The organism is Microtetraspora sp. NBRC 13810, from assembly GCF_030268685.1.
GTDB lineage: Bacteria > Actinomycetota > Actinomycetes > Streptosporangiales > Streptosporangiaceae > BSRQ01.
In genome coordinates, this window is record NZ_BSRQ01000002.1 from 11,447 (window position 1) to 37,768 (window position 26,322).

27 protein-coding genes and 2 pseudogenes are annotated in these 26,322 nt (G+C 68.1%); 20 read left to right on the plus strand and 9 right to left on the minus strand.

The window, feature by feature from the left end; genetic code table 11:
- Positions 1-75 precede the first annotated feature (75 nt).
- From QSK26_RS03855 to QSK26_RS03900, 10 genes and pseudogenes are all read left to right on the plus strand, one after another.
- On the plus strand, positions 76-1,344 hold the full coding sequence (locus QSK26_RS03855) for a class-III pyridoxal-phosphate-dependent aminotransferase (protein ID WP_285773552.1): 1,269 nt from the start codon (positions 76-78) through the stop codon (positions 1,342-1,344).
- The gene (locus QSK26_RS03860; RefSeq protein WP_285773553.1) at positions 1,341-2,843 is read left to right on the plus strand and encodes an aldehyde dehydrogenase family protein; all 1,503 of its coding nucleotides are present in this window, start codon (positions 1,341-1,343) and stop codon (positions 2,841-2,843) included. Before QSK26_RS03855 ends, QSK26_RS03860 begins: the two co-directional genes overlap by 4 nt.
- Position 2,844: 1 nt before the next feature.
- Positions 2,845-3,468: a BMC domain-containing protein gene (locus tag QSK26_RS03865; RefSeq protein ID WP_285773554.1), complete on the plus strand. Its 624-nt coding sequence runs from the start codon at positions 2,845-2,847 to the stop codon at positions 3,466-3,468.
- On the plus strand, positions 3,465-3,875 hold the full coding sequence (locus QSK26_RS03870; protein ID WP_285773555.1) for a hypothetical protein: 411 nt from the start codon (positions 3,465-3,467) through the stop codon (positions 3,873-3,875). The genes QSK26_RS03865 and QSK26_RS03870 overlap by 4 nt, the downstream gene beginning before the upstream one ends.
- Positions 3,875-4,120 (plus strand): EutN/CcmL family microcompartment protein, encoded by a 246-nt coding sequence (locus tag QSK26_RS03875; RefSeq protein ID WP_285773556.1) that lies wholly within the window; start codon positions 3,875-3,877, stop codon positions 4,118-4,120. The genes QSK26_RS03870 and QSK26_RS03875 overlap by 1 nt, the downstream gene beginning before the upstream one ends.
- 31 nt (positions 4,121-4,151) lie before the next feature.
- Entirely contained in the window at positions 4,152-4,436 is a 285-nt protein-coding gene (locus QSK26_RS03880) for a BMC domain-containing protein (protein WP_285773557.1), read from the plus strand.
- Positions 4,429-5,130, plus strand: coding sequence for a hypothetical protein (locus QSK26_RS03885; protein ID WP_285773558.1), 702 nt, complete (start codon positions 4,429-4,431; stop codon positions 5,128-5,130). The genes QSK26_RS03880 and QSK26_RS03885 overlap by 8 nt, the downstream gene beginning before the upstream one ends.
- Positions 5,131-5,156: 26 nt before the next feature.
- Complete coding sequence (locus QSK26_RS03890; RefSeq protein ID WP_285773559.1) at positions 5,157-6,158, plus strand: phosphotransferase enzyme family protein; 1,002 nt, start codon at positions 5,157-5,159, stop codon at positions 6,156-6,158.
- 10 nt (positions 6,159-6,168) lie between these two features.
- Complete coding sequence (fabG, locus tag QSK26_RS03895) at positions 6,169-6,933, plus strand: 3-oxoacyl-ACP reductase FabG (RefSeq protein ID WP_285773560.1); 765 nt, start codon at positions 6,169-6,171, stop codon at positions 6,931-6,933.
- A gap of 42 nt (positions 6,934-6,975) precedes the next feature.
- Positions 6,976-7,665 (plus strand): annotated as a pseudogene (locus QSK26_RS03900) (GntR family transcriptional regulator); the annotation flags it as partial.
- On the opposite strand, the gene QSK26_RS03905 reads toward QSK26_RS03900, so the two are convergent.
- The gene (locus tag QSK26_RS03905; RefSeq protein WP_285774176.1) at positions 7,626-8,204 is read right to left on the minus strand and encodes an SWIM zinc finger family protein; all 579 of its coding nucleotides are present in this window, start codon (positions 8,202-8,204) and stop codon (positions 7,626-7,628) included. The pseudogene QSK26_RS03900 and the gene QSK26_RS03905 overlap by 40 nt on opposite strands.
- Between QSK26_RS03905 and QSK26_RS03910 the strand changes: the two genes are divergently transcribed.
- A complete protein-coding gene (locus tag QSK26_RS03910; protein ID WP_285774197.1) occupies positions 8,085-8,696 on the plus strand; it encodes a hypothetical protein in 612 nt (203 codons plus the stop codon). The two genes, QSK26_RS03905 and QSK26_RS03910, sit on opposite strands and share 120 nt — an antisense overlap.
- 408 nt (positions 8,697-9,104) lie before the next feature.
- On the opposite strand, the pseudogene QSK26_RS03915 reads toward QSK26_RS03910, so the two are convergent.
- Positions 9,105-9,317, minus strand: a pseudogene (locus QSK26_RS03915) (hypothetical protein); the annotation flags it as partial.
- A gap of 466 nt (positions 9,318-9,783) precedes the next feature.
- On the opposite strand from QSK26_RS03915, the gene QSK26_RS03920 reads away from it, so the two are divergent.
- From QSK26_RS03920 to QSK26_RS03930, 4 genes are all read left to right on the plus strand, one after another.
- Positions 9,784-10,800: a hypothetical protein gene (locus tag QSK26_RS03920; RefSeq protein ID WP_285773562.1), complete on the plus strand. Its 1,017-nt coding sequence runs from the start codon at positions 9,784-9,786 to the stop codon at positions 10,798-10,800.
- A gap of 63 nt (positions 10,801-10,863) precedes the next feature.
- Entirely contained in the window at positions 10,864-11,424 is a 561-nt protein-coding gene (locus QSK26_RS41700; RefSeq protein WP_352244295.1) for an RICIN domain-containing protein, read from the plus strand.
- 620 nt (positions 11,425-12,044) lie between these two features.
- On the plus strand, positions 12,045-14,186 hold the full coding sequence (locus QSK26_RS03925) for a glycoside hydrolase domain-containing protein (protein WP_285773563.1): 2,142 nt from the start codon (positions 12,045-12,047) through the stop codon (positions 14,184-14,186).
- 414 nt (positions 14,187-14,600) lie between these two features.
- Positions 14,601-15,224 carry a M15 family metallopeptidase gene (locus QSK26_RS03930; protein ID WP_285773564.1) on the plus strand — a complete coding sequence of 208 codons (624 nt, stop codon included), beginning with the start codon at positions 14,601-14,603 and terminating at the stop codon, positions 15,222-15,224.
- Positions 15,225-15,368: 144 nt separating this feature from the next.
- On the opposite strand, the gene QSK26_RS03935 is transcribed toward QSK26_RS03930, so the two are convergent.
- Positions 15,369-16,475, minus strand: a complete 1,107-nt coding sequence (locus QSK26_RS03935; protein ID WP_352244287.1) for an ISL3 family transposase — start codon at positions 16,473-16,475, stop codon at positions 15,369-15,371.
- 178 nt (positions 16,476-16,653) lie between these two features.
- Between QSK26_RS03935 and QSK26_RS03940 the strand changes: the two genes are divergently transcribed.
- Positions 16,654-17,265 carry an SDR family NAD(P)-dependent oxidoreductase gene (locus QSK26_RS03940; RefSeq protein ID WP_285773565.1) on the plus strand — a complete coding sequence of 204 codons (612 nt, stop codon included), beginning with the start codon at positions 16,654-16,656 and terminating at the stop codon, positions 17,263-17,265.
- A gap of 1 nt (position 17,266) precedes the next feature.
- On the opposite strand, the gene QSK26_RS03945 is transcribed toward QSK26_RS03940, so the two are convergent.
- The gene (locus tag QSK26_RS03945) at positions 17,267-18,232 is read right to left on the minus strand and encodes a magnesium transporter CorA family protein (protein WP_285773566.1); all 966 of its coding nucleotides are present in this window, start codon (positions 18,230-18,232) and stop codon (positions 17,267-17,269) included.
- A gap of 5 nt (positions 18,233-18,237) precedes the next feature.
- A complete protein-coding gene (locus tag QSK26_RS03950) occupies positions 18,238-19,509 on the minus strand; it encodes an MFS transporter (protein WP_285773567.1) in 1,272 nt (423 codons plus the stop codon).
- A gap of 70 nt (positions 19,510-19,579) precedes the next feature.
- On the opposite strand from QSK26_RS03950, the gene QSK26_RS03955 reads away from it, so the two are divergent.
- Positions 19,580-20,566: a helix-turn-helix domain-containing protein gene (locus QSK26_RS03955; RefSeq protein WP_285773568.1), complete on the plus strand. Its 987-nt coding sequence runs from the start codon at positions 19,580-19,582 to the stop codon at positions 20,564-20,566.
- A gap of 28 nt (positions 20,567-20,594) precedes the next feature.
- Here the strand turns inward: QSK26_RS03955 and QSK26_RS03960 are convergent, their stop codons facing one another.
- The 4 genes from QSK26_RS03960 to QSK26_RS03975 form a co-directional block, all read right to left on the minus strand.
- The gene (locus QSK26_RS03960; protein WP_285773569.1) at positions 20,595-20,930 is read right to left on the minus strand and encodes an MmcQ/YjbR family DNA-binding protein; all 336 of its coding nucleotides are present in this window, start codon (positions 20,928-20,930) and stop codon (positions 20,595-20,597) included.
- A 53-nt stretch (positions 20,931-20,983) separates the two neighbouring features.
- Positions 20,984-22,081, minus strand: a complete 1,098-nt coding sequence (locus QSK26_RS03965) for a M20 family metallopeptidase (RefSeq protein WP_285773570.1) — start codon at positions 22,079-22,081, stop codon at positions 20,984-20,986.
- Between the two features lie 87 nt (positions 22,082-22,168).
- Positions 22,169-22,615: a class F sortase gene (locus QSK26_RS03970; protein WP_285773571.1), complete on the minus strand. Its 447-nt coding sequence runs from the start codon at positions 22,613-22,615 to the stop codon at positions 22,169-22,171.
- A gap of 341 nt (positions 22,616-22,956) precedes the next feature.
- Complete coding sequence (locus tag QSK26_RS03975; RefSeq protein WP_285773572.1) at positions 22,957-23,331, minus strand: hypothetical protein; 375 nt, start codon at positions 23,329-23,331, stop codon at positions 22,957-22,959.
- 181 nt (positions 23,332-23,512) lie between these two features.
- On the opposite strand from QSK26_RS03975, the gene QSK26_RS03980 reads away from it, so the two are divergent.
- From QSK26_RS03980 to QSK26_RS03990, 3 genes are all read left to right on the plus strand, one after another.
- Positions 23,513-24,193 carry a response regulator gene (locus tag QSK26_RS03980; protein ID WP_285774178.1) on the plus strand — a complete coding sequence of 227 codons (681 nt, stop codon included), beginning with the start codon at positions 23,513-23,515 and terminating at the stop codon, positions 24,191-24,193.
- A gap of 91 nt (positions 24,194-24,284) precedes the next feature.
- Complete coding sequence (locus tag QSK26_RS03985; protein ID WP_285773573.1) at positions 24,285-25,772, plus strand: ATP-binding protein; 1,488 nt, start codon at positions 24,285-24,287, stop codon at positions 25,770-25,772.
- Positions 25,769-26,299, plus strand: coding sequence for a hypothetical protein (locus tag QSK26_RS03990; RefSeq protein ID WP_285773574.1), 531 nt, complete (start codon positions 25,769-25,771; stop codon positions 26,297-26,299). The genes QSK26_RS03985 and QSK26_RS03990 overlap by 4 nt, the downstream gene beginning before the upstream one ends.
- Positions 26,300-26,322: the final 23 nt, after the last annotated feature.

The window sequence follows — 26,322 nt, forward strand, 5'->3', positions numbered from 1 at the left end:
ACGATAACCATTGACGTTTCAGGTCTACCAAGCGCAGTATTTGGTCCAACCGATTCGCATACCGATGGGACCGGGATGCTGGACTACGGACTGTTCGCCTACGCGTCGAAGGACGAGGTGCTGGAGAAGTCCTCGGCGTACTGGAATCCGGGGAAGACGCAGTTCTGGATCGACTCCGGCGTCCCCCTGGTGATCGACCGCCGGGAGGGCTACTTCCTCTACGACGTCTCCGGCAGGCGCCTGATCGACGTGCACCTCAACGGCGGGACCTACAACCTGGGTCACCGCAACCCCGAGGTGGTGGCCGCCCTCAAGCAGGCGGCGGACCACTTCGACATCGGCAACCACCACTTCCCCTCGCTCGCCCGCACGGCCCTGGCCGAGGCGCTGATCACCACCGGCCCGGAGGGCATGAGCAAGGTGATCTACGGCAGCGGCGGCGGGGAGGCCATCGACATCGCCCTCAAGACGGCCAGGCACACGACCGGCAAGCGCAAGATCGTGTCGATCGTCAAGGCGTACCACGGCCACACCGGGCTCGCCGTGGGCACCGGGGACGACCGGTTCTCCAAGCTCTTCCTGGCCGACCGGCCCGAGGAGTTCGCGCACGTGCCGTTCAACGACCTCGCCGCCATGGAGGCGGCCCTGCGCGGCAGGGACGTGGCCGCCGTGATCATGGAGACGATCCCGGCGACGTACGGCTTCCCGCTGCCCGAGCCGGGCTACCTGGAGGGCGTCAAAGGGCTCTGCGAGACCTACGACGCGCTCTACATCGCCGACGAGGTGCAGACCGGGCTGATGCGCACCGGGGAGCTGTGGGCGATCACCAAACACGGGATCCAGCCGGACATCCTGGTCACCGGCAAGGGCATCTCCGGCGGCGTCTACCCGATCGCGGCCGTGCTGGTGAGCGAGCGCTGCGCCGGCTGGCTGACCGAGGACGGCTTCGCGCACATGGCGACGTTCGGCGGGGCCGAGCTGGGCTGCGTCGTCGCCCTGAAGACGCTGGAGATCTGCAACCGCCCGGAGACCCGCTCGATCGTGCACCACGCGAGCGACCTGATCGGCCGCGGCCTTGAGCGCATCCAGCGCGACAACCCCGGCTGGTTCACCGGCATCCGGCAGAACGGCCTGGTCATCGGCCTGGAGTTCGACCACCCCGAAGGCGCCAAGCACGTCATGCGGCAGTTGTACGCCAACGGCGTCTGGGCGATCTTCTCCACCCTCGACCCCCGGGTGCTCCAGTACAAACCAGGCATCCTGCTCGACCCGTCCCTGGCCGAGGAACTGCTCGACCGTACGGCCCTCGCCATCGGGCGGGCGGCCGAGGAGGCCCGATCATGAGTAACGGCATGCTCCGGCGGGCGCAGTGGGCCGCGCGGGCCTTCGCCGGCTACGACCGGGCGGCCGTGGACCGGATCGTCGCCGCCGCGGGCGAGGTGGCCGCGCGGAACGCCGCCCGCTACGCCGAGTGGGCGGTACGCGAGACCGGCTTCGGCGTGGCCGAGCACAAGACGCTGAAGAACGTCGCCTGCTCGACCGGCCTGCTGGCGGAGTACGCGGGGCACGACTACGTCTCCCCGCGCGCCGACGCCGCCACGAAGACCGTGTCGGTGCCGCGGCCCGCCGGGGTGGTGCTCGCGCTGACGCCCTCGACGAACCCGGTCGCCACGGTCTACTTCAAGATCCTGCTGGCCCTGATGACCAGGAACGCGATCGTGGTCAGCCCGCACCCGATGGCGAAGGAGTGCTGCTCCGACGCCGCCCGCACGCTGGCCGAGGCCGCGGTCGCCGCCGGCGCGCCGGACGGCGTGATCCAGGTGGTCGAGGACCCGCGGCTGCCGCTCATCGAGGAGTTGATGGCCGACCCGCTGGTGAGCGTGATCGTCGCGACCGGCGGCACCCCGGTCGTACGGGCCGCCCACCGCTCCGGCAACCCGGCGCTCGGCGTGGGGCCGGGCAACGTCCCCGTACTGGTGGACCGCACCGCGGACCTGGAACGGGCGGCCCGGCTGATCGTGGACAGCAAGAGCTTCGACAACTCGATCCTGTGCACCAACGAGTCGGTCCTCATCGTGGAGGACGCCGTCGCCGACCGGCTCGTGTCGCTCATGCGCGGCGCGCACCCGCTGTCCGCCGGGGAGACCGGCCGCCTCCGCGAGACGCTCTTCCCCGGCGGCGTCTTCGACCCCCGCTTCGTCGGCAAGGACGCCGGCTGGATCGCCGGGCAGGCCGGGATCCGGGTGCCGGCCGGAACCAGGGTGCTGCTCGCGCCGTTCGACCTGGCCGTGCCTGAGGAGCCGCTGGCGCACGAGAAGCTGTGCCCGGTGCTCGGCGTGCTGCGGGTGCCGTCGGCGGAACGCGGGATCGACGCCGCGCGGGCCGTCCTGCGCATCGCCGGGGCGGGTCACTCCGCCGCGATCCACAGCACCGACCCGCGCACGATCATGGAGTTCGGCGCCGCCGTACCGGTGCTGCGGGTCTCGGTGAACGCGGGCAACAGCCTGGGCGGCTCCGGCGTGCACACCAACCTGCCGATCTCCATGACCATCGGCACCGGGTACGCCGGCGGCTCCTCGGCGGGGGCCAACCTCCAGCCGGGCGACCTGATCAACTGGACCCGGCTGGCCTACCACGTGGACGCGCCGTTCGGCGACTTCACCGGGCTCGACCCGTGGTCCTCGCCGGAGGGGCCGGTGCCGCGCTACCCGGAGCCGTCCAACGCCCGCGCCGTCCCCGCGGCCACCGCGCCCGCCACCCCCGCGGCGGCCGGGCCGGACGCGCTGCGCGCCGAGATCAGACGGCTCATCCTGGAAGAGCTCGCGTCGATGGCGAGGCGCTGACATGGCGGAGTTGCGTTCCTTCATCTTCATCGACCAGTTGCAGCCGCAGACCATGTGCTACCTGGGCACCTGGATCCGCGGCGCGCTGCCCCGGCTCAACCAGGCGGCCCAGATCGTCGAGATCGCCCCCGGGCTGGACATCGAGCCGCTGACCGACGTGGCGCTCAAGCACGCCGAGGTCAGGGCCGGGGTGCTGGTGGTGGAGCGGCAGTTCGGCTACCTGGAGTTCCACGGCCCGGTCGGCGAGGTGCGCGCCGCCGCGGACGCGGTGCTCGACGCGCTCGGCGCGAGCGCCGCCGACGCCGTGGCCCCGCGCATCCTCGCCGCGGAGATCGTCTCCAGCCTGGACGACCGGCACGCCTTCCTCATCAACCGCAACCGCGCCGGCTCCCTGGCCCTGCCGGGCGAGTCGCTGTTCGTCCTGGAGTGCCAGCCCGCCTCCTACGCCGTCCTCGCCGTGAACGAGGCGGAGAAGGCCGCCGAGATCAAGGTGGTGGACTACCGGATGATGGGCGCCACCGGCCGGGTCTACCTGACCGGCCGCGAGTCCGACGTACGGCAGGCCGCCGACGCCGCCCGCCGGGCCCTGGGCGAGCCCGCCGTGACCGGGGGAGGCCGCCGGTGAACTCCGAGGAACTGCGCCTGCTGATCCGCGAGGTCCTGCGCGAGGTCGTGGACGGCCGGGCCGTGGACGCGCTCCCGGCGGCCGAGCCGGTCACGATCAGGGACGACGGCGACCTGAACGCGTTCGCCCTGCGCGTCCTGGACCTGGCGGCCGACCCCGGGCGGGCGGCCGACCTGCGGGCGGGACGGCTGCGGTTCCGCCTCGACGCCGCCGCGCCTGCCGTACCGGAGCCCGGGCGGGCGGACGGGCTCGTGCACCGGCACGAGAAGGGGGCCGTGACCGAGCGGCACGTGGCGGCGGCGGCCGCGGCGGGCGCGCGGCTGGTCCTCGGACGCGGGGCGGTGCTCACGCCGCTGGCCCGGGAGAAGGCCCGCAACTGCGGGCTCGTCGTGGAAAGGGAGAGCTGATGCTGCGCGCGACCGTCACGGCCAGCGTCTGGGCCACCAAGCGGATCGACGGGATCCCGGCCGGCGCGTTCCTGGAGGTCGAACTGGACGGCGGCAGCCGCCTCATCGCCTTCGACGTGCTCAGCAGCGGCATCGGCGAACGCGTCCTGGTCGTGCAGGGCTCCGTCGCCGCCTCCTGGTTCCCCGCGCCGAAGTCACCACCGGTCGACGCCCTGATCATCGGCTCGATCGACGAACCCCGCTGACCTCAGCGAACCCCTCGAAAAGGAGAGACACATGGCCAACAACGCGATCGGGCTGATCGAGACCAAGGGCTACGTGGCGGCGCTCGCCGCGGCGGACGCGATGGTCAAGGCGGCCAACGTGACCATCGTCGGACGCGAGCAGGTCGGTTCGGGCCTGGTCGCGGTCACCGTGGTCGGTGACGTCGGCGCGGTCAAGGCCGCCACCGAGGCCGGCGCGGAGACCGCCTCCACCGTCGGCGAACTGGTCTCCGTGCACGTCATCCCGCGCCCGCACGCCGACCTCGCCCGCGCCTTCACCGTCTCGACCGGTGAGTAGCGCCGCCTCCGCCCCGCGCACCCGCGCCGCCGCCGCGCGACCGGACCCGCCCGCCGCCCCGTACGCCGCCGAACTGCGGGTCTACCTGCTGGTGGAGAACCTGCGGCGGCAGTTCACCGCGGCGATGGCAGCCCCCACCCGGGCCCGCGGCTACCCGCCGCAGGAGGGGCAGCACGCGCTGATCGTCGAGGTCGCCCCCGGCCTCGCGATCGAGCGGGTCATCGACCTCGCCCTGCGCGCCGTGCCGGCCGTGGAACCCGGCATCCTCTTCGTCGAGCGGCAGTTCGGCGTGCTGGAGGTGCACGGCTCCGCGCTGGACGACGTGCGGCGGGCCGGGGAGGCGATCCTCGGCGGCATCGGGGCCGCCGCGGGAGACCGGCTCCGCCCCAGAATCCTTTACGCTGACGTCATCGACGAGATCACCGACCAGCACGCGGTGCTCATCAACCGCAACCGCCAGGGGTCGATGGTGCTGCCGGGGCAGTCGCTGCTGGTCTGCGAGATGACTCCGGCGCTGTTCGCCACCGTCGCCGCGAACGAGGCGGAGGCGGCGGCCCCCGACATCACCCTCGTCGACGTCCAGATGATCGGATCGGCCGGCCGGCTGTACATCAGCGGTCGCGCGGGTCCGGTGCGAACCGCCCGCGACGCCATCGTCAGGGTCCTCGAATCCGTCGAGGGCCGTGACCGGTAGGAGCCGCCAGGACCTTGAGGAGAACCATGGTCCATGACCTGTCCGGCGGGGACGACGTGCTCGTCCGGATCGAGGACGCCGCCCGGCACGCCCTGCGGCACTACGACGTGTCCCCGGCCGCCGAGCTCAGCCTCCTCAACGTGTCGGAGAACGCGACCTTCACCGTGTCCGACCGCGGCTCGCGCGCCGTGCTGCGGGTGCACCGCCTCGGCTACCACTCCCCCGAGGCCATCGCCTCCGAGCTGGCCTGGCTGGAGGCGCTGCGCACCGAGGAGGGCATCAGGACGCCGGGCGTGCTGCCCGCCCGCGACGGCTCCAAGGTGGTCACCGTCGAGCGGCCCGGCGGCGAGCCGCGCCGGTGCGTGATGTTCGAGTTCCTCCCCGGCGCGGAACCGGCCGAGGACCGGCTGGTGGAGAGCTTCGAGCCGCTCGGCGCGCTCACCGCCCGCATGCACCGCCACGCCCGCGCGTGGGCGCGGCCGGCCGCGTTCACCCGGTTCCACTGGGACCTCGACGCCGCCTTCGGCCCGCGGGCCCGCTGGGGCAGGTGGCAGGACGGCGCCGGCGTGGACCGGGAGGCGCACGCCGTACTGTCCCGCCTGGAAACCGAGCTGCGCCGCCGGCTGGCGCGGTACGGCCGGGGGCCGGACCGGTACGGCCTGATCCACGCCGACCTGCGCCTCGCCAACCTGCTGGTCGGCGAACCCGGCGACGGGACCAGCGTGATCGACTTCGACGACTGCGGCTTCGGCTGGTACCTCTACGACCTCGGCGCGGCCCTCAGCTTCATCGAGCACCACCCCCTGGTGCCGGAGATGGTGGACGCCTGGGTCAAGGGCTACCGGAGCGTCCTCGACCTGCCACACGCGGACGAGGACGAGATCTGGACCTTCATCATGCTCCGCCGCATGCTCCTCGTCGCCTGGATCGGCTCCCACACGGCGGCCGACGTCGCCAGGGAACTCGGCGCCGGCTACACCGCCGGGAGCTGCGAACTGGCGGAACGCTTCCTCAGCGGATCACTCTGAAGGAGTTCACGTGTTCACTTCACTGGCCGGGCGCTCCGTCGTCGTCACCGGGGGCAGCAAGGGCATCGGCAAGGGCATCGCCCGGGTCTTCGCCAGGACGGGCGCGAAGGTGCTCATCGCGGGCCGGGACGCGGAGACGCTGGCCGCGGCGGCCAAGGAGCTCGGCGTGGCGCACGTCGTGGCGGACGTGTCACACGCGGCGGACTGCGAGCTGATCGCGCGTACCGCGATGGAACGGCACGGCGGCATCGACGTCCTGTGCGCCAACGCCGGCGTCTTCCCCGACCGGAGGCTGGCCGAGATGACCGAGACGGACATCGACGACGTCCTCGGCGTCAACCTCAAGGGCACCATGCTCTGCGTGCGCGCCTGCCTGCCCGCGCTGGAGGCGTCCGGCCGGGGCCGGGTGATCCTCACCTCGTCCATCACCGGCCCGGTCACCGGATACCCCGGCTGGTCGCACTACGGCGCCAGCAAGGCGGGCCAGCTCGGTTTCATGCGCACCGCCGCGCTCGAACTCGCCCCCAAGGGCATCACGGTCAACGCGGTGCTGCCGGGCAACATCATGACCGAGGGACTCGCCGGCATGGGCGAGGATTACCTCGACGGCATGCGGGCCGCCATCCCGATGCGCCGCCTCGGCTCGGTCGAGGACGTCGGCCACGCGTGCGTCTTCCTGTCCACCGACGAGGCCGCCTTCATCACCGGGCATCCGCTCGTCGTGGACGGGGGCCAGATCCTCCCGGAGTCGCAGGACGCGCTCGGGGTCCTGTGATCTACTTGATCGTCGTTTCGGCACGTGAGGAAGGGTGAAGAGGTGCCCCGCGAGCCCGTTGGCCAGAGCACGGTCGAGGCGGCCCGGCAGGAGATCTTCCGGCTGATCGCCACCGGAGAGCTCCAGCCCGGCCAGCGGCTGGGCTCGGAGCGCGAGCTCGCGCTCCGGATGGGCGTCAGCCGCACCACCCTGCGCCAGGCGCTCGGCCTGCTGGAACAGGCCGGGACCGTACGGCGGGTGCCCGGCCGGGGCGGCGGCACCTTCGTCAGCGGCACCAAGGTCGAGCGCGACCTGTCCAACGTCGTCGGCGTGCCCGCCCTGCTGCGCGAGCAGGGGTTCACCTCCGGCTCGCGGGTGATCCGGGCCACCATCGTGACCGCCGACGGCCCGACCGCCGCCGCCCTCGCCATCCAGCCGGGCGAACTGGTGACCGAGATCGTGCGGATCAGGTTCGCCGACGGCGTGCCGCTCTCCCTCGAACAGGCGCGCTTCCCCGCCCTGCGCTTCCCCGGCCTGCTGGAACTCCCCCTCGGCGGATCGGTCTACGAACTCCTCACCGCCCGGTACGGCGTACGCCCCGCCGACGCCCTGGAACGCATCGAGGCCGTCTCGGCCGGTGCGGAGGAGGCGGCCGTGCTCGGCGTGGAGCCGGGGGTGCCGGTGCTGGCCATCACCCGCACCACGTCCGACGATCACGGCCGGCCGTTCGAGTACTCCCAGGACCTCTTCCGCGGCGACCGCACCCGCGTCCTCGTGCACGTCTCCGGCCCCACCGGCACCACCCACTCCGCCCGCGACCGGGGCCGCCTCATCCGCTTCCCCGCCACCCCGCCGACCGCGCCCGCCGCACCCTCCCCGTCAGGGTCCTCCACCCCATCCACCCCATCCGCACCGTCAGCTCCCCTCGCCCCGTCCAGGCCCGCCGCGCTCCCCCGCCGCATCCGCTTCCCGGCACCCGGCACCCGGTCCCCCACCACGTCCTGACCACAGGTTGCGGCAGTGTCGCCCTCCGGCCGGTCGCGGACCTCCCGCCAGGCGGTCATGCCGGAGCTCACTCGACCGCCGCGTCCTCGACGAGGGCGGGGTCGATGTGCCCGGCGGGCGGTGATCCGGGCGGCGAGGACGTGCTTGCACGGACCGCGGGAGCCGCGGTGGTCGTACCACCAGGGGCAGGTGCACGAGCCGGCCTCCAGCCGCACGCGGCGCACCCCGCCGTCGGTGGTCACCTCAGCCTCGTCCGGTCCGGTGACGCGGACGGCCGCGGCGGCCACCAGGGCGCGGGCCGAGACAAGGCGCGGGTTGAGCGCCTGGACGTGCTCGCGGTCGTAGGGCAGCTCGCGGTGGAAGTGGCCGGCGTCGGCGAGATCGTAACCGACGCGGCCGGCCGTGCCGAGCTGGGTGAGCGCGGCGCGGACCCGGGGCAGCGGAAGGCCGGAGCGGTCGGCGAGCAGGCCGAGCTCGACGGCGGGCTCGAAGTTCAGCAGCATGCCGATCAGGTCGGCGTCGCCCTCGGCCTCGTCGGTGGACAGGTCGTCGAGGACCGCGCCCTCCCCGGAGAAACCGCGCCGGCGGCCGGGCGAGAGGACCAGCGTGTACCGCATGCCGGGCAGCTCGACCTCCCACGCGCCGGCCTGCGCGTCCGTGCCGGCGCCGGCCGCAGGGCCGTACACCCGCAGGGACTTGACGAAGCGGAGCAGCGGCATCAGCGTGGCCAGCCGGCCGACGCCGGACAGGCACCGCGCCCGGTCCAGGCCCCGCGGTGACCCGCAGCTCGCGGCCGGCGGGCGCCAGCCAGAGGTCCGCCGCGGCCCGCTTGGGCAGGCCGCGCAGGAACCGCACGGCGTACATGCCGGGCAGCTCGGCCCGCAGGTCGAAGCGAGAGGCGATGACCTGCACCTCGGCGAAGCCGCGCAGCCACCGCATGGGCAGCGGCACCTTCTTCTCCACCACCGCGCCGTCCAGCGTGGTGGGCGTTCCTGGATCGGCTGGCAGCGGCATGTCACCCTGGCTTCGGCCGCCCACCTGTTCCTCAAGGAATTGCGCTTGACCAGCCCAAAAGCGGCTGGGGCGGCCTGACCTTCTACAAGGCCCTGCACATGCTCCAGGTGCTGTTAGCCACCTGGACCGGCCGATGCCCCACCTGCCATCAACGACCACCATGACGAACTAAGGAACAGATGACCGATCCGGGCCGCCGCGGTCCGCAGCCAGTAGCGCTCCTGATCGCAACGCAGCAGTACCTGAGCCACCGCCACGACCACCGCCTCGGCCGAGGTCAGCACCGGCGGCCGGCCCCGTCCGCGAGGCCGTCCCCGCGAAGGCATCACGTGATCGTCCAGATAGACATAGAGTGCGGTCAGAAGGGCGTCCAAGTCAGTCTTCACACACCGACCATGGACGCCCTTCGTCACGCCCGCAGCCGATCACCGAATTTCACATCAGCGATCTAGGCTGCGTCCAGCAGCGCTACCTCGATGTCATCTACCGTGACACGGAGCCCCACCTATATGTCGGCGAATAAAGGGATGATCATTCGCTTCGGTCCACCCGTAGGAGGCCAGATGGCTGGCCAAAATAATGTGACCTAGCTCACATAAGATGGTGGTCCGAGGTTCACTTCCCGCAATAAAGGCAGCTTACGGAAGCACCGCAAGCGAATCACTGCCCCCGGAAGGGAAGTAGCGATGAACTAGTCAGCTCAAGTTCCCCTTGCCAGAAAGCGACCTAAGAGTGATGATCAGACAGGCACGTCCTTGGTGAGGCGTATTAGATTCAACTATCCTCAGCAAAGTGCCTATTCGCTACTATGGGCGCCACGCTCGCGCGAAACCTAAAGAGAATGGAGGAACTATGAGAGATAAGGCAGCCCAAGCTGCGCTACTTACGATAGCAGCCGCTTTCGCGATCACAAGTTGCGGCAATGGGCAGGTATTTGCCGGCATGTCGGCAGAAATGGCGGAAGTACCACCAGCACATCCCTCCACCACTCCGCATCCCAACCTGCCGACTTCTGCTCCGGAAAGCCCTCCCTCCGTTACCAAGAGAGCCGATGAACCTGAACTTGGATCACTAAATACCATAACGAACCGCGATCCGGTTCCCATGCCTCTAGATCCATACATGACTTCCATGGAGGACCTTAAAACAATCGACAAGGCGCGCGATATCGGCGCGGCTGCCTGTATGCGGGCACTTGGTTTTGACAACTGGACAGACAACGTTATACGGACATGGCATCCCCAGGCATATCAAGAGTCAGATGTATTTGAGTATTTGGATCCGAAACAAGTTGCAATATCGGGATATCCGCGCCCCCCTGTTATACCCGCCAAAGAGATCGAGCAGGCAGAGCCGACTCGTCGAAGTGCCACGACAGAAGAGCGAAAGGCGTTTGACGGGCTAAGTGAGAGAACTGCGACAGGAAACAAAATACCTTCAGGTGGTTGCACCGCAGAATCGACGCGCAAAATCCATGGAAACGATGCCAAACTGCCGGTAAATCCTCGGGAGCTGGCACTTCAAGCACGCACTTCCGCCATGACAGACAGCCGAATGCAAGAAGCCGTCTCATCATGGAGATTATGTATCAGCAAGCAAGGCCTTATATACGATAGCCCAGTCGTTCCTCCACACGATCCGCGATGGAAAACGCGGGTGGAAGCGCCAGCTAGCGAGGAGGAACGACGCGTCGCCTTTATTGACGCAACATGCCAGACGGGCGTGAATCTGGTAGGTACCTATAAGACATTGAGGACCGTATATGAAGAGCGACTGGTGACCGACCATAAGGCCGATCTCGCAGCATCAAAGTTGATCTTCCAACGCTGGCTCGATACAGCAAGGGAAATCACAAACAAAGGGTACTAATATTATCTTACTGCGCAAAGGGGAAGAAGCATGAGAGCCATCAAAAGAATGGCGTCCACATCAATGCGCATAACACTTATAGGAAGCCTCGTCGCATGTTTTAGCATTCTCGCCGCCGGCACTTCTCGCGCGGACGGAACATTTCGATGGCAAAACATGTATAACGGATGGTATCTAGAAGTGTGGCTATCGTCCACCGCCAATCAGGCAGACGTAATAACATATCCCCTAAACGCCGCCTCATCCAATCAGCTTTGGAGCGATACCTATCTTGGCGATGAATACTATAGACTACAAAACAATAATAGTTGGAAGTTTTTGGGGCACCGGGACGAAGGACGCTCTGACGACCTGAGGCTGTGTGGGTTTCCGGATCAATATGATTGGGTCAACACGTCATACCAGCATTGGAAATTTAGATGGGAGTGGAGCGGGCACGATCAACGCTACTTCAATTTCTGGATCAACAGAGCCGGCTGCCAGGGAGATCCCTATCATGACGCTTTGGGTGCATTACTCCTAAATGCGTCAGGCTATCCTATTACCACTTCACTATATACAGAGGAGTTGTGCAGCGATCAGCGTTACGGCCCGCAATCTCAGTGCTACTGGAACCGAGGTTGATCAGCTCCTGACATGAGTGAGTATTGCATGAAAAAAGCATCAGACCGCCGCAGGAGTCGGTAGCTATTACTACATAGCCACTCTAGTGATATCCTCTCGAACCCCGCCGGGACATAACTCTGCACATTTTTCAAATTCTCGAGGATGAGTGAAGATATTATGAGCGGCCTGATAAGCAACACTGACGTGATCTCAGCGAATTGCCGGTAGGTAGTTGTGCTCGAAGTGGGTGAGGACGAGAAATCACCTAAGCGCCTTCGGGTTGTGTTGTATACGACTTCACGGAAGGAGTATTTAGGAATGCTTTGAAGCATGCACCCATCCTCGCGAGTTAACAAAGGACTTAATACTCTCTAAGTTCAATATAATTAAGGGTCAGGGATATGGACGAGAAAGTTCGCGCGGCGCAGGTGTGGGTCAATGCTACATATGGTGCAATTCCCGGCTATAGCAGGTGTTCCGAGGATGGTATAAGCGGTTGGAGGACGATGTACTCTCTAACTCGCGCTTTACAGATTGAGCTGGGTATCACTGCTATCTCGGATAACTTTGGGCCCACCACCCTCTCTAGACTCAGCGCCCTGGGTGATATCGGCCCTGGGTCTACACGCACAAACATTGTGAAGATTCTCCAGCATGGACTGTTCTGTAAAGGCTACTGGGGAGGGTTGCAGGACGGCAACTATGATCCTCAAACGATAACTTCGGTTCAAACACTCAAAGCAAATATGGGGTTAGGACCCAACGGCTATGTGCAACCGAAGATTTTCAAGGCTATTCTTACCATGGATGCGTATACGCTTGTTACGGGAGGTTCGGAAAAGGTTCGATCCGTCCAACAGTGGCTCAACGGCCGCTATACGAATCGGACCAGTTTCTTTATTATTCCTTCTGATGGGATCTTTTCTCGCGATGTACAGAAGGCCCTTTATCTAGCGATCCAGTTCGAACTAGGCATGACCGACGACCAGGCCACCGGTGTATTCGGTCCTGGAACGCAAGCTGGCTTGAGAAGCCATCCACTTTCTACCGGATCTTCAGGTATCTGGGTGCAACTCTTCAGCGCGGCCGCTGTGTTTAATGGCAAAGCCAAGTTCCTTGGCAGTGACGGTTACAAGTACGAAGAGGCCTCGTTTAGTACTGCTTTCAACTCTGCTCTCAGCGGTTATGTCAGCGCATTTCAGTCTTTCTCTGAACTGCCCGTCACGGGCAATGTAGATTTCGCCACATGGTGCCAAGCTTTAGTGTCAACCGGAGACCCTAATCGTCCAGGTACTGCTGCTGACTGCATCACCACGGTCACTGATGCTCGCGCTGCAGCACTTAGAGCTGCTGAATATAAGATCGTAGGCCGATATTTGGATGAGCGGTCAAGCAGTACGCCACTGAATAAGCAGATTCAACCGGGCGAGCTGGACACGATTTTTCGAAACGGGCTATCAGTATTCCCCATCTCACAGTACTATGGCGGGGAGGTCGGCTACTTTACTTACACTCAAGGCTACGCAGATGCACTCGGCGCGCATGCCGCCGCAGTCCGCTATGGTTTCGATGCTGGCACGGTTATCTACTTTGCTGTCGATTATGATGCAACGCAATTAGAGATCGAGTCTCACATAATTCCTTACTTCAGGGGTGTTGTTGCCGGCCTGCTCAGTCAGGGCAAGAGATATGTACATGGTGTTTACGGATCTAGAAACGTATGCATCGAGGTTACCAAATTTACATATTCCCGCTGGTCTTTTGTCTCTGGCATGTCCACCGGGTTCTCGGGTAATATGGGTTTTCCGCTACCCGAGAATTGGTCCTTCAATCAGATTCAAACTATTAGAGTCGGGGCCGGTGGTGGCGCGATTGAGATTGATAAGAACATCCATAAGGCGGGAACGGACTACGGCGTCTCGTCGGTGAATAATCCCAGTAGCTCTCTAAATGCCTTCATTGCCTACATCGAACGTATCTACGGCTTGGCCCTAAGCTATAGTAGTAACAGGTCGCCTAGTCAATTGGTAGTGGAGTTCTTACGACATGAGGAATATAATAACTTTGAATGGCAGCAACTAATTGGGGGAGTCGATGAGGGGTTCGTTCGGCATGTAAAGAATGCAGGGATAGTGATGATCCGGCATGTTCGTGATCCATTTTATGGCATCGATCTCAATGTCGCCCATCTTGGGGCTACATGCAACGGCTTGTACGTCTCAAGTCCTCCTGCTCACCCACTATCTGTAATCAGTGCTGGTGATGTGACTGGCTGGGCCGGTGACTTGATGACCTTTTACGGCGAATGGCGCCGTGACGTCGATGCCTACCCATCTGGCCATACCTACTGCATGGAAAAGTTGGCGAAGGTAAGTGATGCCGGTACGTTCAAACTACGAGATCTGATCGAAGATGCAGATGGACATAATCTCGCAAAGATGCTCAGGGCGGGCACGCATATCGTTGAAGCCATGGATGTGTACTATCAAAATAACGGGTATTTATCTCGTTTTGGACACTTCTTTGCTGATCGCTTCGAGACGGTGACGACGGGCAGGGTCGTTGCTAACCTTGCGCTTACCGATAACAACCTCCCAATAATAGCGGCGGGGCGGATATATCTCATTAATAGTACTGGCGGCTGGCCTACTCTACTTCCCTCCGCATTGCCGACTGCGGAACTGGATGAATTCGTAAATGGCTTCGTGGATACACTGGAGGCCAAGGTTGCGGAAGAGGAATTTCGCCTGCGGAAACTCCGGGCGGAAGGTAAGATTTAGCGTGTGAAGGTCTTTGTCCGTATAGGATTACCGCTATTCATTGCTGGCGCTACCTATCTCCACGGGTTTATGGTTTCCCACTTACTAGATTTGCGGCCCACCAGTGAATATTGCAACGATAAGCCGCTCACGTTTCCAGCGACGTCCTGGACGTGGATTCCACTTAGGCACCTGTGTCATCGGATTGACGGCACGACAACCGATCTGGTTCCCGTGTACGTTAACCCCATAGTGGCTATTTTCGTGGTTGTTGCGGTAATTGGCGCAATACAGCTCACATTGTCGAGCCGCAGCAGGGTGGACTGACTTGCAGATAAACACGCCGATCCAATAGGCAGATGAGGTCTCATGCTAAGCTCTCACTCGGGATTATCACGTCGTCATCTTCTGGCTTGTGGATTGACTCTTGCAGGAGTGACCACACTTCTGGGTAACGATGTGAATAGCGAGGCTCGGGCCGCTACGAGGAGCGACTCCTCGGAGGCTCCGAAAAGAAGTGCCAACGGTTGGCCAATAGTCGACAAGCTGGACGAGCACAAGATCGAGGGCAGTGATCTTGCAGTATCCGTAGCAGGGGGGCCTGCCGCCGTGATCCTGCTACATGTGGCCCGTCGCTTTCATTACGAGGTCGATCACTTAAAGCCGGAGGCGTCTGAGGAAGTAGTTGGTTATTTGCCCTCTGGGAAGTTTGTACAGCAATACGAGAGCAACCATAGCTCGGGAACCGCTATCGCAATTCGTCCCAATAGTTACCCAACCGGTGTCTCGGGGAGCTTCTTTCCTCATGAGCTTGTTGTCATTCGTGACATTCTTGCAGAATGCGAAGGGGTTGTACGTTGGGGTGGAGATGAGAGGGTCCCCAAGGAGAGTCATTTCCAGATTGACGTAAGACCTGACGACGAACGGCTAGCCGCCCTGGCCGAGAAGATAAGTAAGTGGAATCGGACACCAGGTTTAGGAGCCGGGGCTAGAGATCCATTTTTGGAGGACCGTCTCATTGCTTCGAGATTGTTGCGGGAGAAGCAGCGCAGGAATTGACGATGGAGCTATGGGCGGATACAACCGTTGCTCGGAACACTCTGTTTTTGGAGGTGTTGGCGAATGGGCTTGGGGAAGAAGCAACAAGCTGTCCAGTTGTATCGCGGCCAGATCCATCGCCGCGACGGCCGACTATCGCCTGGCCTACGGACCGCGTTCGGTTCTGGCAAGCGATCGCTCGAGGATTGCGCTCAAGTACGCCGCGACGGGGATCAGCGGGTCGCCGGGGTGACGTCCATGGGAGTGGCGTATAAGTGGACCTTCGCGTGATCTTGTTTCCGGAACGATGCAGATCTGGGTGTGCGTCCTGCCTTCCGCCAGGAGAGCGTGGATCGTGGCGTGGCGTTCTCGGGTGCGGATCGCGGTCCGCGATTCTGGCACGTCGGGAGCTGTGTCGACCTCGGAGTCTTCATCGGCGGGTGACGTCTCGGGTGGGGGCTCGGCCAGGTCGGCGCGATGGGGGCGGACTGTGGATTCGACCGCGGTGCACAGGTTGTGCCACAAGTGCCACCTGTCAGCGACCTGGATCGCCTCTGGCGCGCCGTCGCGGGCGCCTTCGGCGAAGCTGCCGGCCCTGTCGCGGCAGATCACCTGGGTGCCGGGATGTTCACCCAGCCAGGCGGCGAAGACCTCGGCGGTGCGGTCGTCCAGGACATCGACGGGCCGGTGGGTGGCCATGTCGATGAGAATCGTGGCGTAGGACTGGCCTCGCCGTTTGGCGAATTCGTCCACCCCCAAGACGGTGACCGGGCCGACCTCGGGGTCGGGCAGCGCCCGGATCAGTCTGATCAGCAGGGACCGGGACACGGTGATGCCCAGCCGGGCGGCCAAGCGCGCTCCAGCGCGACCGGCCAGGGCCAATGCGATGTGTTCCAGCAGCCGACGCAGCGACGAAGTCCGCCGGGCGTATCTGCGGGCCAGCTCGGGTACCTGCTCGGTGAAGGTACGGACCGGGCAGTCAAGATTGCCGCAGAACCACCGCCGTACCTCCAGCTCGATGGTCACGGGCACCTCGCCGCAGGCCACATCGCGCAGATGGCGACGGTATCTGCTGTGGATCCGCTGACTGAGCGTGCCACAGGCGCCACACTCGGCCTCGGTGTTCTTCGTGCGTGCGCTGATCAGCAGGCCGTTGCGGCCCTTCGTCACCCTCTCTACCTGTACTTCCGCCAGGTGGGGAAACGAGAAGGAAAGAAGATCAAAGCGGGGGCTCTCGCCGCCCGCTTGGAAGTGCAGCACAATAGCCCTCACGGCCGCTCGTGATGATCGAATTCTTGGTCGAACCTGATCTTCACGACGCGGCCGCCCTCATGCGCAGCCAGTTACGGAATCGCGACCACGATCACACGTCGTAACGGCGTCACGATCTTTGTGCCAGAGCCACTTCTAGATGGCCGCATACAGCACCGTCGACCGAGATTTCCCGAGCGTGTCACACGCAAATTTCGTGTTGGTCACCGCCGACCTGTCCGCCGCCGATCCCACCGCGCTCGCCGTACGGCTCCTCGACGCGCACGGGCCGATCGAGCTGATCGCGAACAACGTCGGGGTGAACCACCGGCGCACGTTCCTCCAGGAGCGGGACGACGAGCAGCTCGTCCGGTCGTTCCGGGCCAACCTGCACAGTCCGGCGTTCCTCACCAAGCGCCTGGTCGAGGCGCTGATCGCGGCGGGGCTGCCCGGCTCGGTGCTGTTCGTCTCGTCGCTGCACGACCACCACGTCCGGCTGCATCCGTCGTACAGCGTGGCCAAGGCGGGGGTGGCGATGCTTGTCAAGGAGATGGCGTACGAGCTGGCGCCGCACCGGATCCGGGTGAACGCCGTGTCGCCGGGCTGGGTCGAGACGGCCGGGCCGGGCGAGGAGCGGATCCCCGAGCAGGAGGCGGCGAAGCTGATCCCGGCCGGGCGTTTCGGCGAGCCGGACGACGTGGCCAGGATCGCGCTGACGCTCCTCGACGACGCCTGGTCGGGCTACGTGACGGGCGCGAACATCCCGGTGGACGGCGGTCTAGCGCTGCACAACTGGCTCATGGACGTGTGAGCTACAGCCAGTCCCGCCGTTTGAAGATCTTGTAGAGCAGGAAGGTGCCGCACAGGATGAGCAGGGTGGAGGTCCAGAAGCCGAGCGGGCGCTCGGCGCCGGGGTAGGGCACGTTCTGGCCGTAGAAGCCGGTGATCAGGGTGGGCACGGCGATGATGGCCGCCCAGCTCGTGACCCGCTTCATGATGTCGTTGAGCCGGTAGCCCTGCAGCGTGAGGTGCGTCTCGCGGATGTTGCCGACCAGCTCGCGCAGGGAGTCGGTCCACTCGGCGACCCGCAGCACGTGGTCGTACACGTCCTGGTAGTAGGGCACCATGACGGGCTGGATGACGCCCAGGTCGCGTTTGAACAGGCTGTTGACGACCTCGCGCATCGGCAGCGTCACCTTGCGGAAGGTGACCATGTTCTTGCGTACGGCGAAGGTGCTCAGTTGCAGCTCGCGCCGGTCGGAGGACTCGTCGAACAGCTTGTCCTCCAGCTTCTCGATCTCGTCGTCGAGCCTGCCCACCACCTCGAAGTGGCCGTCCACCACGGCGTCGAGCACGCCGTGCAGCAGGAACGACACCCCGAACCTCGCCATCTCCTTGTTCGCGTCCCACCGCCCGACCACCTGCTCGATGCCGAAGTTCTCGTTCTCCCGCACGGTGACCAGGGCGTTCTTGGTCACGAAGATCGAGATCTCGGTGAGGTCGAGGGCGCCTTCCGCGAGCCGCACGCCGTACACGGTGAGGAACAGGTGGCTGTCGTAGGTGTCCAGCTTGGGGCGCTGGTGGTCGGCCAGCACGTCCTCCACGGCCAGCTCGTGCAGGCCGAGCTCCTCGCTGATCACCCGGAGGTTCTCCTCGTCGGGGTAGCACAGGTCGAACCAGACGACCGTCTCCGGGTCGCCGATGTGCTCCGATACGTCTGCGATCGGGAACCCCTCGGCTCGCAGAACGCCGTTGCGGTACAGGCGGGTGTTGACCATGCCGCTCAGGCTATTTCCCCGCCGGGGGCGGCCGCGACGGGCCGGGGGCGCAGGTGGGCGGCGAGGCAGAGGGAGGCGAGAACGGCGCCGAGTCCGGCGGCGGCGACGGCCAGGTGGGCGGGCACCAGCTCGGCGAGCCCGCCGGCCAGCGCGGCGCCGAGCCCCTGGGCGGTCATCTGCCCGGCGGCGGCCAGCCCGTACGCCTGGCCGCGCACCGGTTCGGGCACCGCGTCGAGGAAGGGCCGCTGGACGCCGAGCAGGTAGGCGGTGCCGAGCGTGGCGAGGGCGGCCAGTACGACGGTCGCGGCGAGACCGGGGCGCAGGACGAAGGCGAGCAGCGGCACGCCGCTCCACACGGCCAGCGGCAGCGCCAGCCGTTCCCGGCCGGCGGGGGTGACGAGCCGGCCGACGGCGAAGTTGCCCGCGGCCATGCCGGCCGCCGCGGCGGCCAGCGCGATCCCGGCCGCGCCGGATCCGGCGGCGGCCGGCCCGGACAGGTAGGGCACGAACACCGCCTCCGCACCGGCCACGAACGCCACCGGCAGCCACTGGACCAGCATCAGCCCGCGCACCCGCCGGTCGGCCATCAGCACCCGGTTGACCCGCAGCGTCTCGCGCACCGCGCCGCGCCCGCCGGAAGCCCCGCCGGAGGCGCTACCGGAGGCCCCGCCGGGGGTCGACGCGGAGGTGCGGGCGGCCCGGTCGGGCAGGCCGAACCGCACCAGGAGCAGCGCCACCGCGGACAGCCCCGCGGTGACGGTCAGCCCGCCGGTCGCGCCGGTGACCGCGAGGAGCGCGCCCCCGGTGGCGAGGCCGCCGATCTGCGCCCCGCCGGCGGCCATCACCATCAGCGACCTGGCCAGCACGAACGCGTCCCCGGGCAGCAGCTCGGGCAGCACGGCGTTGCGCGCGGCGGCGAAGAGCGGCGAGAACAGCCCGGTGCCGAACACCACGAGCAGCATCGCCCAGACCGGCAGCCCGGCGTACGCGAGCACCAGGCAGACCGCCACCAGCAGCGCCTGACCGGCGGCCATCAGCGTCCGCGGGCGCACCCGGTCGGCCAGCGACAGCAGGAAGGTGCCGCCCAGAATGTAGGGCAGGAACCCGAGCATGTACGCCAGCGCGGCCAGGCCGGGCGACCCGCTGCGCTCGTAGACCAGCACCGACAGCGCCAGGTTCTTGACCGTGTCCCCGGCCACCTGGAGGACGAAGCTGCCGAAGAGCACTCTGAACTCGCCGTTGCCGAAGACCTCGCGGTAGGTGGCTGCCTGTTCCATGGGAGGGGATGCTGTCGGCGGCCGTCCCGCCCGGACTAATCTTTCGGAAATATCCGAAAGGTTCGGTCCGATGTCCTATCTGATCGAGGTCAGCCCGCGGGACGTCATCGCGAGCAGGTTCGCCGTCTCCCCGCTGATCGTCACGCACCACGCGCACTGGGTGCTGTCCGGCGTGCGGGCGCCCGGCGTGTGGCGGAGCTGGGCGGAGCGGATGCGCGGACCGTACCGGCGGCTGGCGGCGGAACGGCCCGCGCTGGCCGCGCTGACCGGGCTGCTCCGGCAGGGACGGTACAACGCCGACTTCGTCGCGCCTCCCCCGAGCGGCGTGCAGGTGCCCTTCGCCGACGAGATCGCGGTCGTGCGGGCCACCCCGGCCGCGCGGGCGCACGAGGAACTGGCCAGGAACCTGGAGGGCATGCCGCGCATGCCGGGCCACGTCATGGACGTGCTCTTCGCGCCGGACGTGGTGGACCTGGTCGCGGACGCCTACCAGGCGCTGTGGGACGAGACCGTGGCGCCGTTCTGGCCGCGGTTCCGGGCCGTCCTGGAGCGGGACGTGATCCACCGGGCGGGCCGGCTGGCCACCTACGGGTGGGCGGCGGCGCTGGACGACCTGCGGCCCAAGGTGCGCTGGCGGCCGGACGGGGTGATCGTGGTGCGGGCCGCCGGACCCGACGTGACGCACCGGCTGGGCGGGCGCGGCCTGCTCTTCGTGCCGACCGTCTTCCAGACGGGCGTGGGCTCCTACCTGGAGCACGCGTGGCCGTACGCGATCAGTTATCCGGCCAGGGGCACGGCGGCGGCTGTGGCGACGCCGCACGGGCTGGGGCGGCTGATCGGGCGGACCCGCAGCCGGGTCCTGCTGGAGCTGGCGGTGCCGGCGACCACCACGCAGCTCGCCGAGCTGCTCGGCCTGGGCCTCGGCACGGCGTCCGGCCACCTGGCCGCGCTGCGCGACGCGGGGCTGGTGGAGGCGGCCCGCGCCGGACGGCGCGTCCTCTACCAGCGCACGGACCTCGGGGACGCGCTGGTCGCCGGCCGGTCGCCCACCGGCTGAGAACGCCCGGACACACGTGACCGGACGGCTACGGGACGGCGGCGGCCACCCGCCTGGGCACCACCATCCGCCACGCCTCCACGACCAGCTCCCGCATCTCCTCCTCGCCGAGGGCGGAAAGGTCGGCGTGCACCCAGTTGAACCGCAGGTCCGAAGGGCGCGGCAGGCTGAACTTCGCGGGCTCGGCGGCCACCAGGGCGTCTCGCTCCTCCTTGGGGAAGGCGAAGCCCATCCACGTCTCGTCGGGTGAGATCGCGACGTAGACGATCCGGCCCACCCGGAACTTGACGTGCTCCCTGATCAGGTGCTCCTCGGTGCGCGGCAGGGGGAGCGCCACCCGGCGCACGTCGTCGGCCGTGACCATCCGCGTCAGCCTCCATCCGGAATCGCCCGTTCCGCCCTCATGCTGCCAGAGACTCACCGGGCCAGGTTCCGCAGGAACTCCTTCAGCGCCCGGTAGTAGGGCGCGACCGTGGTGAGGTCGGCGTACTCGTCCGGGCCGTGCTGGCCGTCGCCGCCGATGCCGAAGATCACGGCGTCGACGCCCCGCTGGTAGTAGAAGCGCGCGTCGGCCGAGCCGTGCTTGCGCAGCAGGCCGCCGTCGAACCCCTGGCCGCGTGCCGCCCGCATGAGCCCGGTCACGCCCGGCGAGCCGGGATCGGCGTGGTGCGGCGGGTCCACGTGGTCCACGAAGGGGACGACGCCGGGCACGCAGAAGGACGCCAGGCGGGTGACGATCTCCTGGGCGGTCCTGCCGTCGAAGTCGGCGTCGCCCGCCGGGTACCGGATGTCCAGCCACGCCTCGGCCAGCGCGGGCACCTGGTTGCGCGCCAGGTTGGGGGTCTCGATCCGCGCCACGTTCACCGTGGTGCGCCACACCTCCTCGGCCGGCGGCGGGTAGGCGGCCAGCACGGCGTCCAGAGTGCGGTTCAGCAGCAGCAGGGCGTTGTCGCCGAGCCACGGGTACGCGCTGTGCGCGCCCCGGCCGGCGGCCCGCAGCCCGGCCGTCACGACGCCCTTGGAGTCGGTCACCACGCGCAGCCCGCTGTGCTCCCCCATGATCGCGAACTCCGCGCGCACCCCCTGGCCGAGCTGGTGCAGCGTCCCGTCCCGCCCGCCCAGCTCCTCGTCGGTGACGAGCTGCAACGCGATCGGGTACGGCAGGCCGGCCGCCAGCTCGCGGAACACCAGCGCCTGCACCAGCGCGGACACCTTCATGTCCTGGGCGCCCCTGGCGTAGAGCCGGTCGCCGTCGCGGCGCGGCCTGAACTGCTCCGGCGGGGCCGGCACGACGTCGAGGTGCGCGTTGAGCACGACCCGGAAGCGCGGCCGTACGGCTCCCGCCCCCGCGTAGAGCAGGGCGCTCGGCTTGCCCCCCGACTCGAACCGCTCGACCGCGAACCCCGGCCCGACGAAGCCGAGCACGAGGTCGAGCGCGCGGCGCAGTTCGGCGGGACGGTCGGCGGTGGACGGCACGGACAGCAGTTCCCAGGCGGCCGTGAGCAAGGATTCCATCCTCTGATGCTGCCCGCCCGCGCCCCATCCGACCCGGCGGCCGGGCGCGGAGGGCCGGTGCGGAGGGCGGCGGGTGCGGAGGGCCGGTCAGGTGAGACGCGCGTAGACGATGACGTTGGCCGTGTAGTGGCCGGTTCGCCGGTCGAAGCCGCCGCCGCAGGTCACCAGGCGCAGGCCCGGGTAGCCGAGCGGGCCGTACACCCGCTGGGAGGGGAAGCCGCTCTTGGGGACCTGTTCCACCGACTGGACCACGAAGACGGCGACCGAGCCGTCCGCACGGGTGACGGAGATGTCGTCGCCCCGGCGCACCCGCCCGAGGTCGTAGAACACCCCTTTACGCCCCCCGCCGTCCACGTGCCCGAGGATCACCGCCCCGCCACGCTCCCCGGGCCGGTACCCCCGTGCGTACCACCCTGCCTCCCCGGGCCGGTCCACCGGCGGCACCTCCACGGTCCCGTCACCGTTGAGCCCGAGCCGGGAAAGCCCGACATGCACCCCGATCCCCGGCACGTCGAGCCACCGAGGCTCCGCCACGGCAAGCCCGTCCGCATCCGGGAAACGGTCACCGGACGTCGCAGGACCGTCCCCCGGCCCCTGCCCGGAATCCCCCGCCCCCGCGGCGGAAGCCCCGTCCCCCGCTCGCGCGGGCGCGGAACCGGCCGCCTGTGCCTGCGCGGGCGGCGGAGCAGGAGGTCCTGCCGCGGGCAGGAGACCACGCCCCATCAGCACGGCACCCGCCACGCTGACGGCGACGGCCGCCACGCCGAGCGCCCGGCGACCTCCCGCCGCCGCCGGCCGGAGGGCGCCGGACCCGCCCGGCGCCGCCTCCTCCGGGCGCGGCGGCCGGCCGGCGTCGTCTCCCGCCCCCGGCACGGTCAGATCCGGCCGGGCGTACGGCGGCGCAGTGCCAGCAGACCCGCCCCGGCCCCCGCGGCGAGGAGGACTCCGCCGACCGGCACCAGCGTGCTGCCGGCCGGGCCGCCACCGGTCTCCGGGGCCCCGGCGGGTACCGGGCGGCGGGGCGCGGACCGGTCGGGAGCGTCCTCGGCGGGCGCCGGAGCGGGGGTGGCGACGGAGTCCGAAGCCGGACCGGAGGGCGAGGGCGAGGCGGGCGCGGGGCTGGGGTTCGTGCGCGCCAGGGCCGCGGTGGCGACATGTGCCGACGCGGCGTCGGCGAAGGCCGGGGCGGCGACGGTCAGCAGGGCCGCGGTGAGGCCGGCCGCGGCCAGGGCGTTACGGGCGAATCGCATACATCCTCCTAGGGTGGCCCGCCATGGTGGCGGCGGTGCGAACCCGGGTCAGGGATCGTCGATGGGAAGCGGCCACGATGCTGGCAGAGCGATGTCCGCCGCCCATGACCGAAATGTCATGAGCGTGTAATGAATGACCTCATCGTCCGGCGACGCGCTGACCACGGCGGATACTTGGACGGTGGCCAGAGTGATGCTGATCGAGGACGACCCGTCTGTGCGGGAGGGGTTGCGCCTCTCGCTCGGCCGGCACGGCCACGAGGTCGACGTCGCCGGCACCGGCGAGGAGGGGCTGCGGCGGCTGCACGCCGTACCTGCGGACATCGTCGTGCTCGACCTCATGCTCCCCGGCCTGGACGGCTTCGAGGTGTGCCGCCGGATCAGGGCCGGCGGCCCCACGCCGATCGTCATGCTCACGGCCCGCGGCGACGACCTGGACGTCGTCAGCGGCCTGGAGGCGGGTGCCGACGACTACGTGGTCAAGCCGGTACGGCCGCGCGTGCTGGAGGCGCGGATCCGGGCGGTGCTGCGGCGCGGCGGGCAGGGCACGGCGGCGGGCGGCCGGGAGGTGCACGGGGACCTGGTGATCGACCGCGGTTCGCTCACCGTGGCCAAGGGCGGCGTGCCGATCGTGCTGCCGCCGCTGGAGCTGCGGCTGCTGCTGGAACTGTCGGCGGCGGCCGGTCAGGTGTTCAGCCGTCAGCAGCTTCTGGAGTCGGTGTGGGACCTCGACTTCCTCGGCGACTCCCGGCTGGTGGACGCGTGCGTGCAGCGGCTGCGCACGAAGATCGAGGACGTGCCGTCGAAGCCGCGGTACGTCCAGACCGCGCGCGGGTTCGGGTACCGGTTCGGTCCCCTGTGAAAGACCCACTGCGAAAGGCCCGCTGCGAAAGGCCCGCTGGGCGAGGTCCGCTGTGGGTCCGCCGGGCGGGGCCGGCTGTGAGGGGCTCGCCATGAGCTCCGGGGCACCGGGGAGGTGGCGGCCACGGCTTCCGTCGGGGGCGCGCGGGCTGCGTGCCCGGCTGGTCGTGGTCTTCGTGCTGCTCGCCGGGCTCAGCGCGCTGACCGCGGCCGGGCTGGTCTACCGGCAGGCGCGTGACCTCATGCTGGAGCGGACCGAGTGGTCGGTGGTCAACGAGTTCCGGCTGCGCGTCACCACCCTCACCGAGAACATGCAGCACCCGCCCGACCGCGCGGCCCTGCAGCGGCTCGCCAACGGCGTCGCGCCCGCGTTCCTGGCGGCGACCGGCGCCGCCGTGTACGAGGACTCCGGCCTGGTCGCCTCCGGGGACGGCACCGGCCCGATCACCTCCGCGCTGCGCCGCGGCGTCGCCGCCCGGCACCGGCTCGTCTACCAGCGGGTCGTCTCGGCCGGTGTGCCCTATCTCGTCGTGGGCACGCCGGTGCTGCTGGGCCGGCAGCGGACCCCGTCGGGGGTGGAGGTCTATCTCGTGACGCCGCTGGCCAGGGAGTCCGCCGACGAGGACGCGCTGGTCGCCGCCGCGCCGAACGGGGTGCTCCCGGTGGTGGCGCTGGCCGTGCTGTTCGCCCTGCTGGCGGCCGGGGGCGTGCTGCGGCCGGTGCGCGACCTCGACCGGGCGGCCCGCAGGCTCGGGGCGGGCGAGCTGGACACCCGGCTGAAGGTGAGCGGCGGCGACGAGCTGGCCCGGCTGGTGCGGACCTTCAACGCCACCGCGGCCGCCCTGGAGGCCAACGTGTCCGAGCTGCGCGACATGGAGGTCAGGGCCCGCCGGTTCGTCGCCGACGTGTCCCACGAGCTGCGTACCCCGCTGGCGTCCATCCTGGCCATGGCGGACCTGTTCGAGGAGGAGGCCGGCCGCCTCGAAGGGGACCTGGCGCAGGCCGCCCGGCTGCTGAGCCTGGAGGTGGGCAGACTGGTCCGGCTCGTCGAGGACCTCATGGAGATCTCCCGGTTCGACGCCGGGGCGGCGCGGCTGATCCTGGACGACGTCGACGTGGCGGAGGCGATCCGCGCCTGCCTGCGCACCCGCGGCTGGACCGCCCGGATCACGCAGGACCTGCCGCACGGCGTGCGGATCCGGATGGACCCGCGCCGGTTCGACGTGATCATGGCCAACCTCGCCGGGAACGCCCTCCGGCACGGCGCGCCCCCGGTCACCGTACGGCTGCGCGCGACCGGCCAGGACCACGTGGTCATCGAGGTCGGGGACGCGGGCGACGGGGTGGACCCGGCCGTCCTGCCGCACGTCTTCGACCGTTTCGCCAAGGCCGACGCGGCCAGGACGCGGTCCGACGGGAGCGGGCTCGGCCTGGCCATCGCCCTGGAGAACGCGCGCCTGCACGGCGGTTCGATCGACGTGGCCAACCCGCCCGGCGGCGGCGCGCTGTTCACCCTCACCCTCCCCCGCCGCGCGGCCCCCGTACCGGGCGGTTCGCCGGCCCGTGGGGAGGCCGGATGAACGTCCGCGGGGTGACGGCGTGCCTGCTGGCGGTGGCCGCGACGGTGGCCGGGTGCGCGATCGGGCCGACCGGGGTGATCGACGGGGGCGAGCCCGCCGTGGGTTTCCAGCCCAGCGTGCGGCTCTACTTCGTGTCCGGCGCGCGGCTGCGGGCCGTGAGCAGGCCCGGCCCGTTGCCCTCGCTGAAGGAGACGCTGAACCTGCTGGTGGACGGGCCCAGCACGGCCGAGCGGCGGCAGGGCCTGAGCACCGACCTCTCGCCGGAGGAGGGCACGCCGGACCAGGTCACCGCCGACGCGGCGCGGGTGCGCATCTCGCTGGCCGTCCCCCCCGTCGCCCGGCCGCGGCCGTCGCCCGAGCCACGGGTGCCCCCGCTGTGGCTCGGCCAGCTCACCTGCACCGCCGCGAACGCGCTCGCCGCGCGGGCGAACATCGACCCCGACGCGGTCACCGTGGTCATCCGGCGGGGCGAGGCCCAGCGGTTCGGCTCGTTCCGGTGCTCGGAGTTCCCGCGCGCGCAGGAGTGACCCACGGCGTGACCTGGGGCGTG

Bases quoted from the DNA above. Each gene is read 5' to 3' on its own strand.
- QSK26_RS03965 (WP_285773570.1), bottom strand. From the start codon at position 22,081: ATGGAATCCTTGCTCACGGCCGCCTGGGAACTGCTGTCCGTGCCGTCC.
- QSK26_RS03975 (WP_285773572.1), bottom strand. From the start codon at position 23,331: ATGCGATTCGCCCGTAACGCCCTGGCCGCGGCCGGCCTCACCGCGGCC.
- QSK26_RS03880 (WP_285773557.1), top strand. From the start codon at position 4,152: ATGGCCAACAACGCGATCGGGCTGATCGAGACCAAGGGCTACGTGGCG.
- QSK26_RS03985 (WP_285773573.1), top strand. From the start codon at position 24,285: ATGAGCTCCGGGGCACCGGGGAGGTGGCGGCCACGGCTTCCGTCGGGG.
- QSK26_RS03920 (WP_285773562.1), top strand. From the start codon at position 9,784: ATGAGAGATAAGGCAGCCCAAGCTGCGCTACTTACGATAGCAGCCGCT.
- QSK26_RS03945 (WP_285773566.1), bottom strand. From the start codon at position 18,232: ATGGTCAACACCCGCCTGTACCGCAACGGCGTTCTGCGAGCCGAGGGG.
- QSK26_RS03890 (WP_285773559.1), top strand. From the start codon at position 5,157: ATGGTCCATGACCTGTCCGGCGGGGACGACGTGCTCGTCCGGATCGAG.
- QSK26_RS03960 (WP_285773569.1), bottom strand. From the start codon at position 20,930: ATGGTCACGGCCGACGACGTGCGCCGGGTGGCGCTCCCCCTGCCGCGC.
- QSK26_RS41700 (WP_352244295.1), top strand. From the start codon at position 10,864: ATGCGCATAACACTTATAGGAAGCCTCGTCGCATGTTTTAGCATTCTC.
- QSK26_RS03950 (WP_285773567.1), bottom strand. From the start codon at position 19,509: ATGGAACAGGCAGCCACCTACCGCGAGGTCTTCGGCAACGGCGAGTTC.
- QSK26_RS03990 (WP_285773574.1), top strand. From the start codon at position 25,769: ATGAACGTCCGCGGGGTGACGGCGTGCCTGCTGGCGGTGGCCGCGACG.
- QSK26_RS03855 (WP_285773552.1), top strand. From the start codon at position 76: ATGCTGGACTACGGACTGTTCGCCTACGCGTCGAAGGACGAGGTGCTG.
- QSK26_RS03955 (WP_285773568.1), top strand. From the start codon at position 19,580: ATGTCCTATCTGATCGAGGTCAGCCCGCGGGACGTCATCGCGAGCAGG.
- QSK26_RS03865 (WP_285773554.1), top strand. From the start codon at position 2,845: ATGGCGGAGTTGCGTTCCTTCATCTTCATCGACCAGTTGCAGCCGCAG.
- QSK26_RS03860 (WP_285773553.1), top strand. From the start codon at position 1,341: ATGAGTAACGGCATGCTCCGGCGGGCGCAGTGGGCCGCGCGGGCCTTC.
- QSK26_RS03875 (WP_285773556.1), top strand. From the start codon at position 3,875: ATGCTGCGCGCGACCGTCACGGCCAGCGTCTGGGCCACCAAGCGGATC.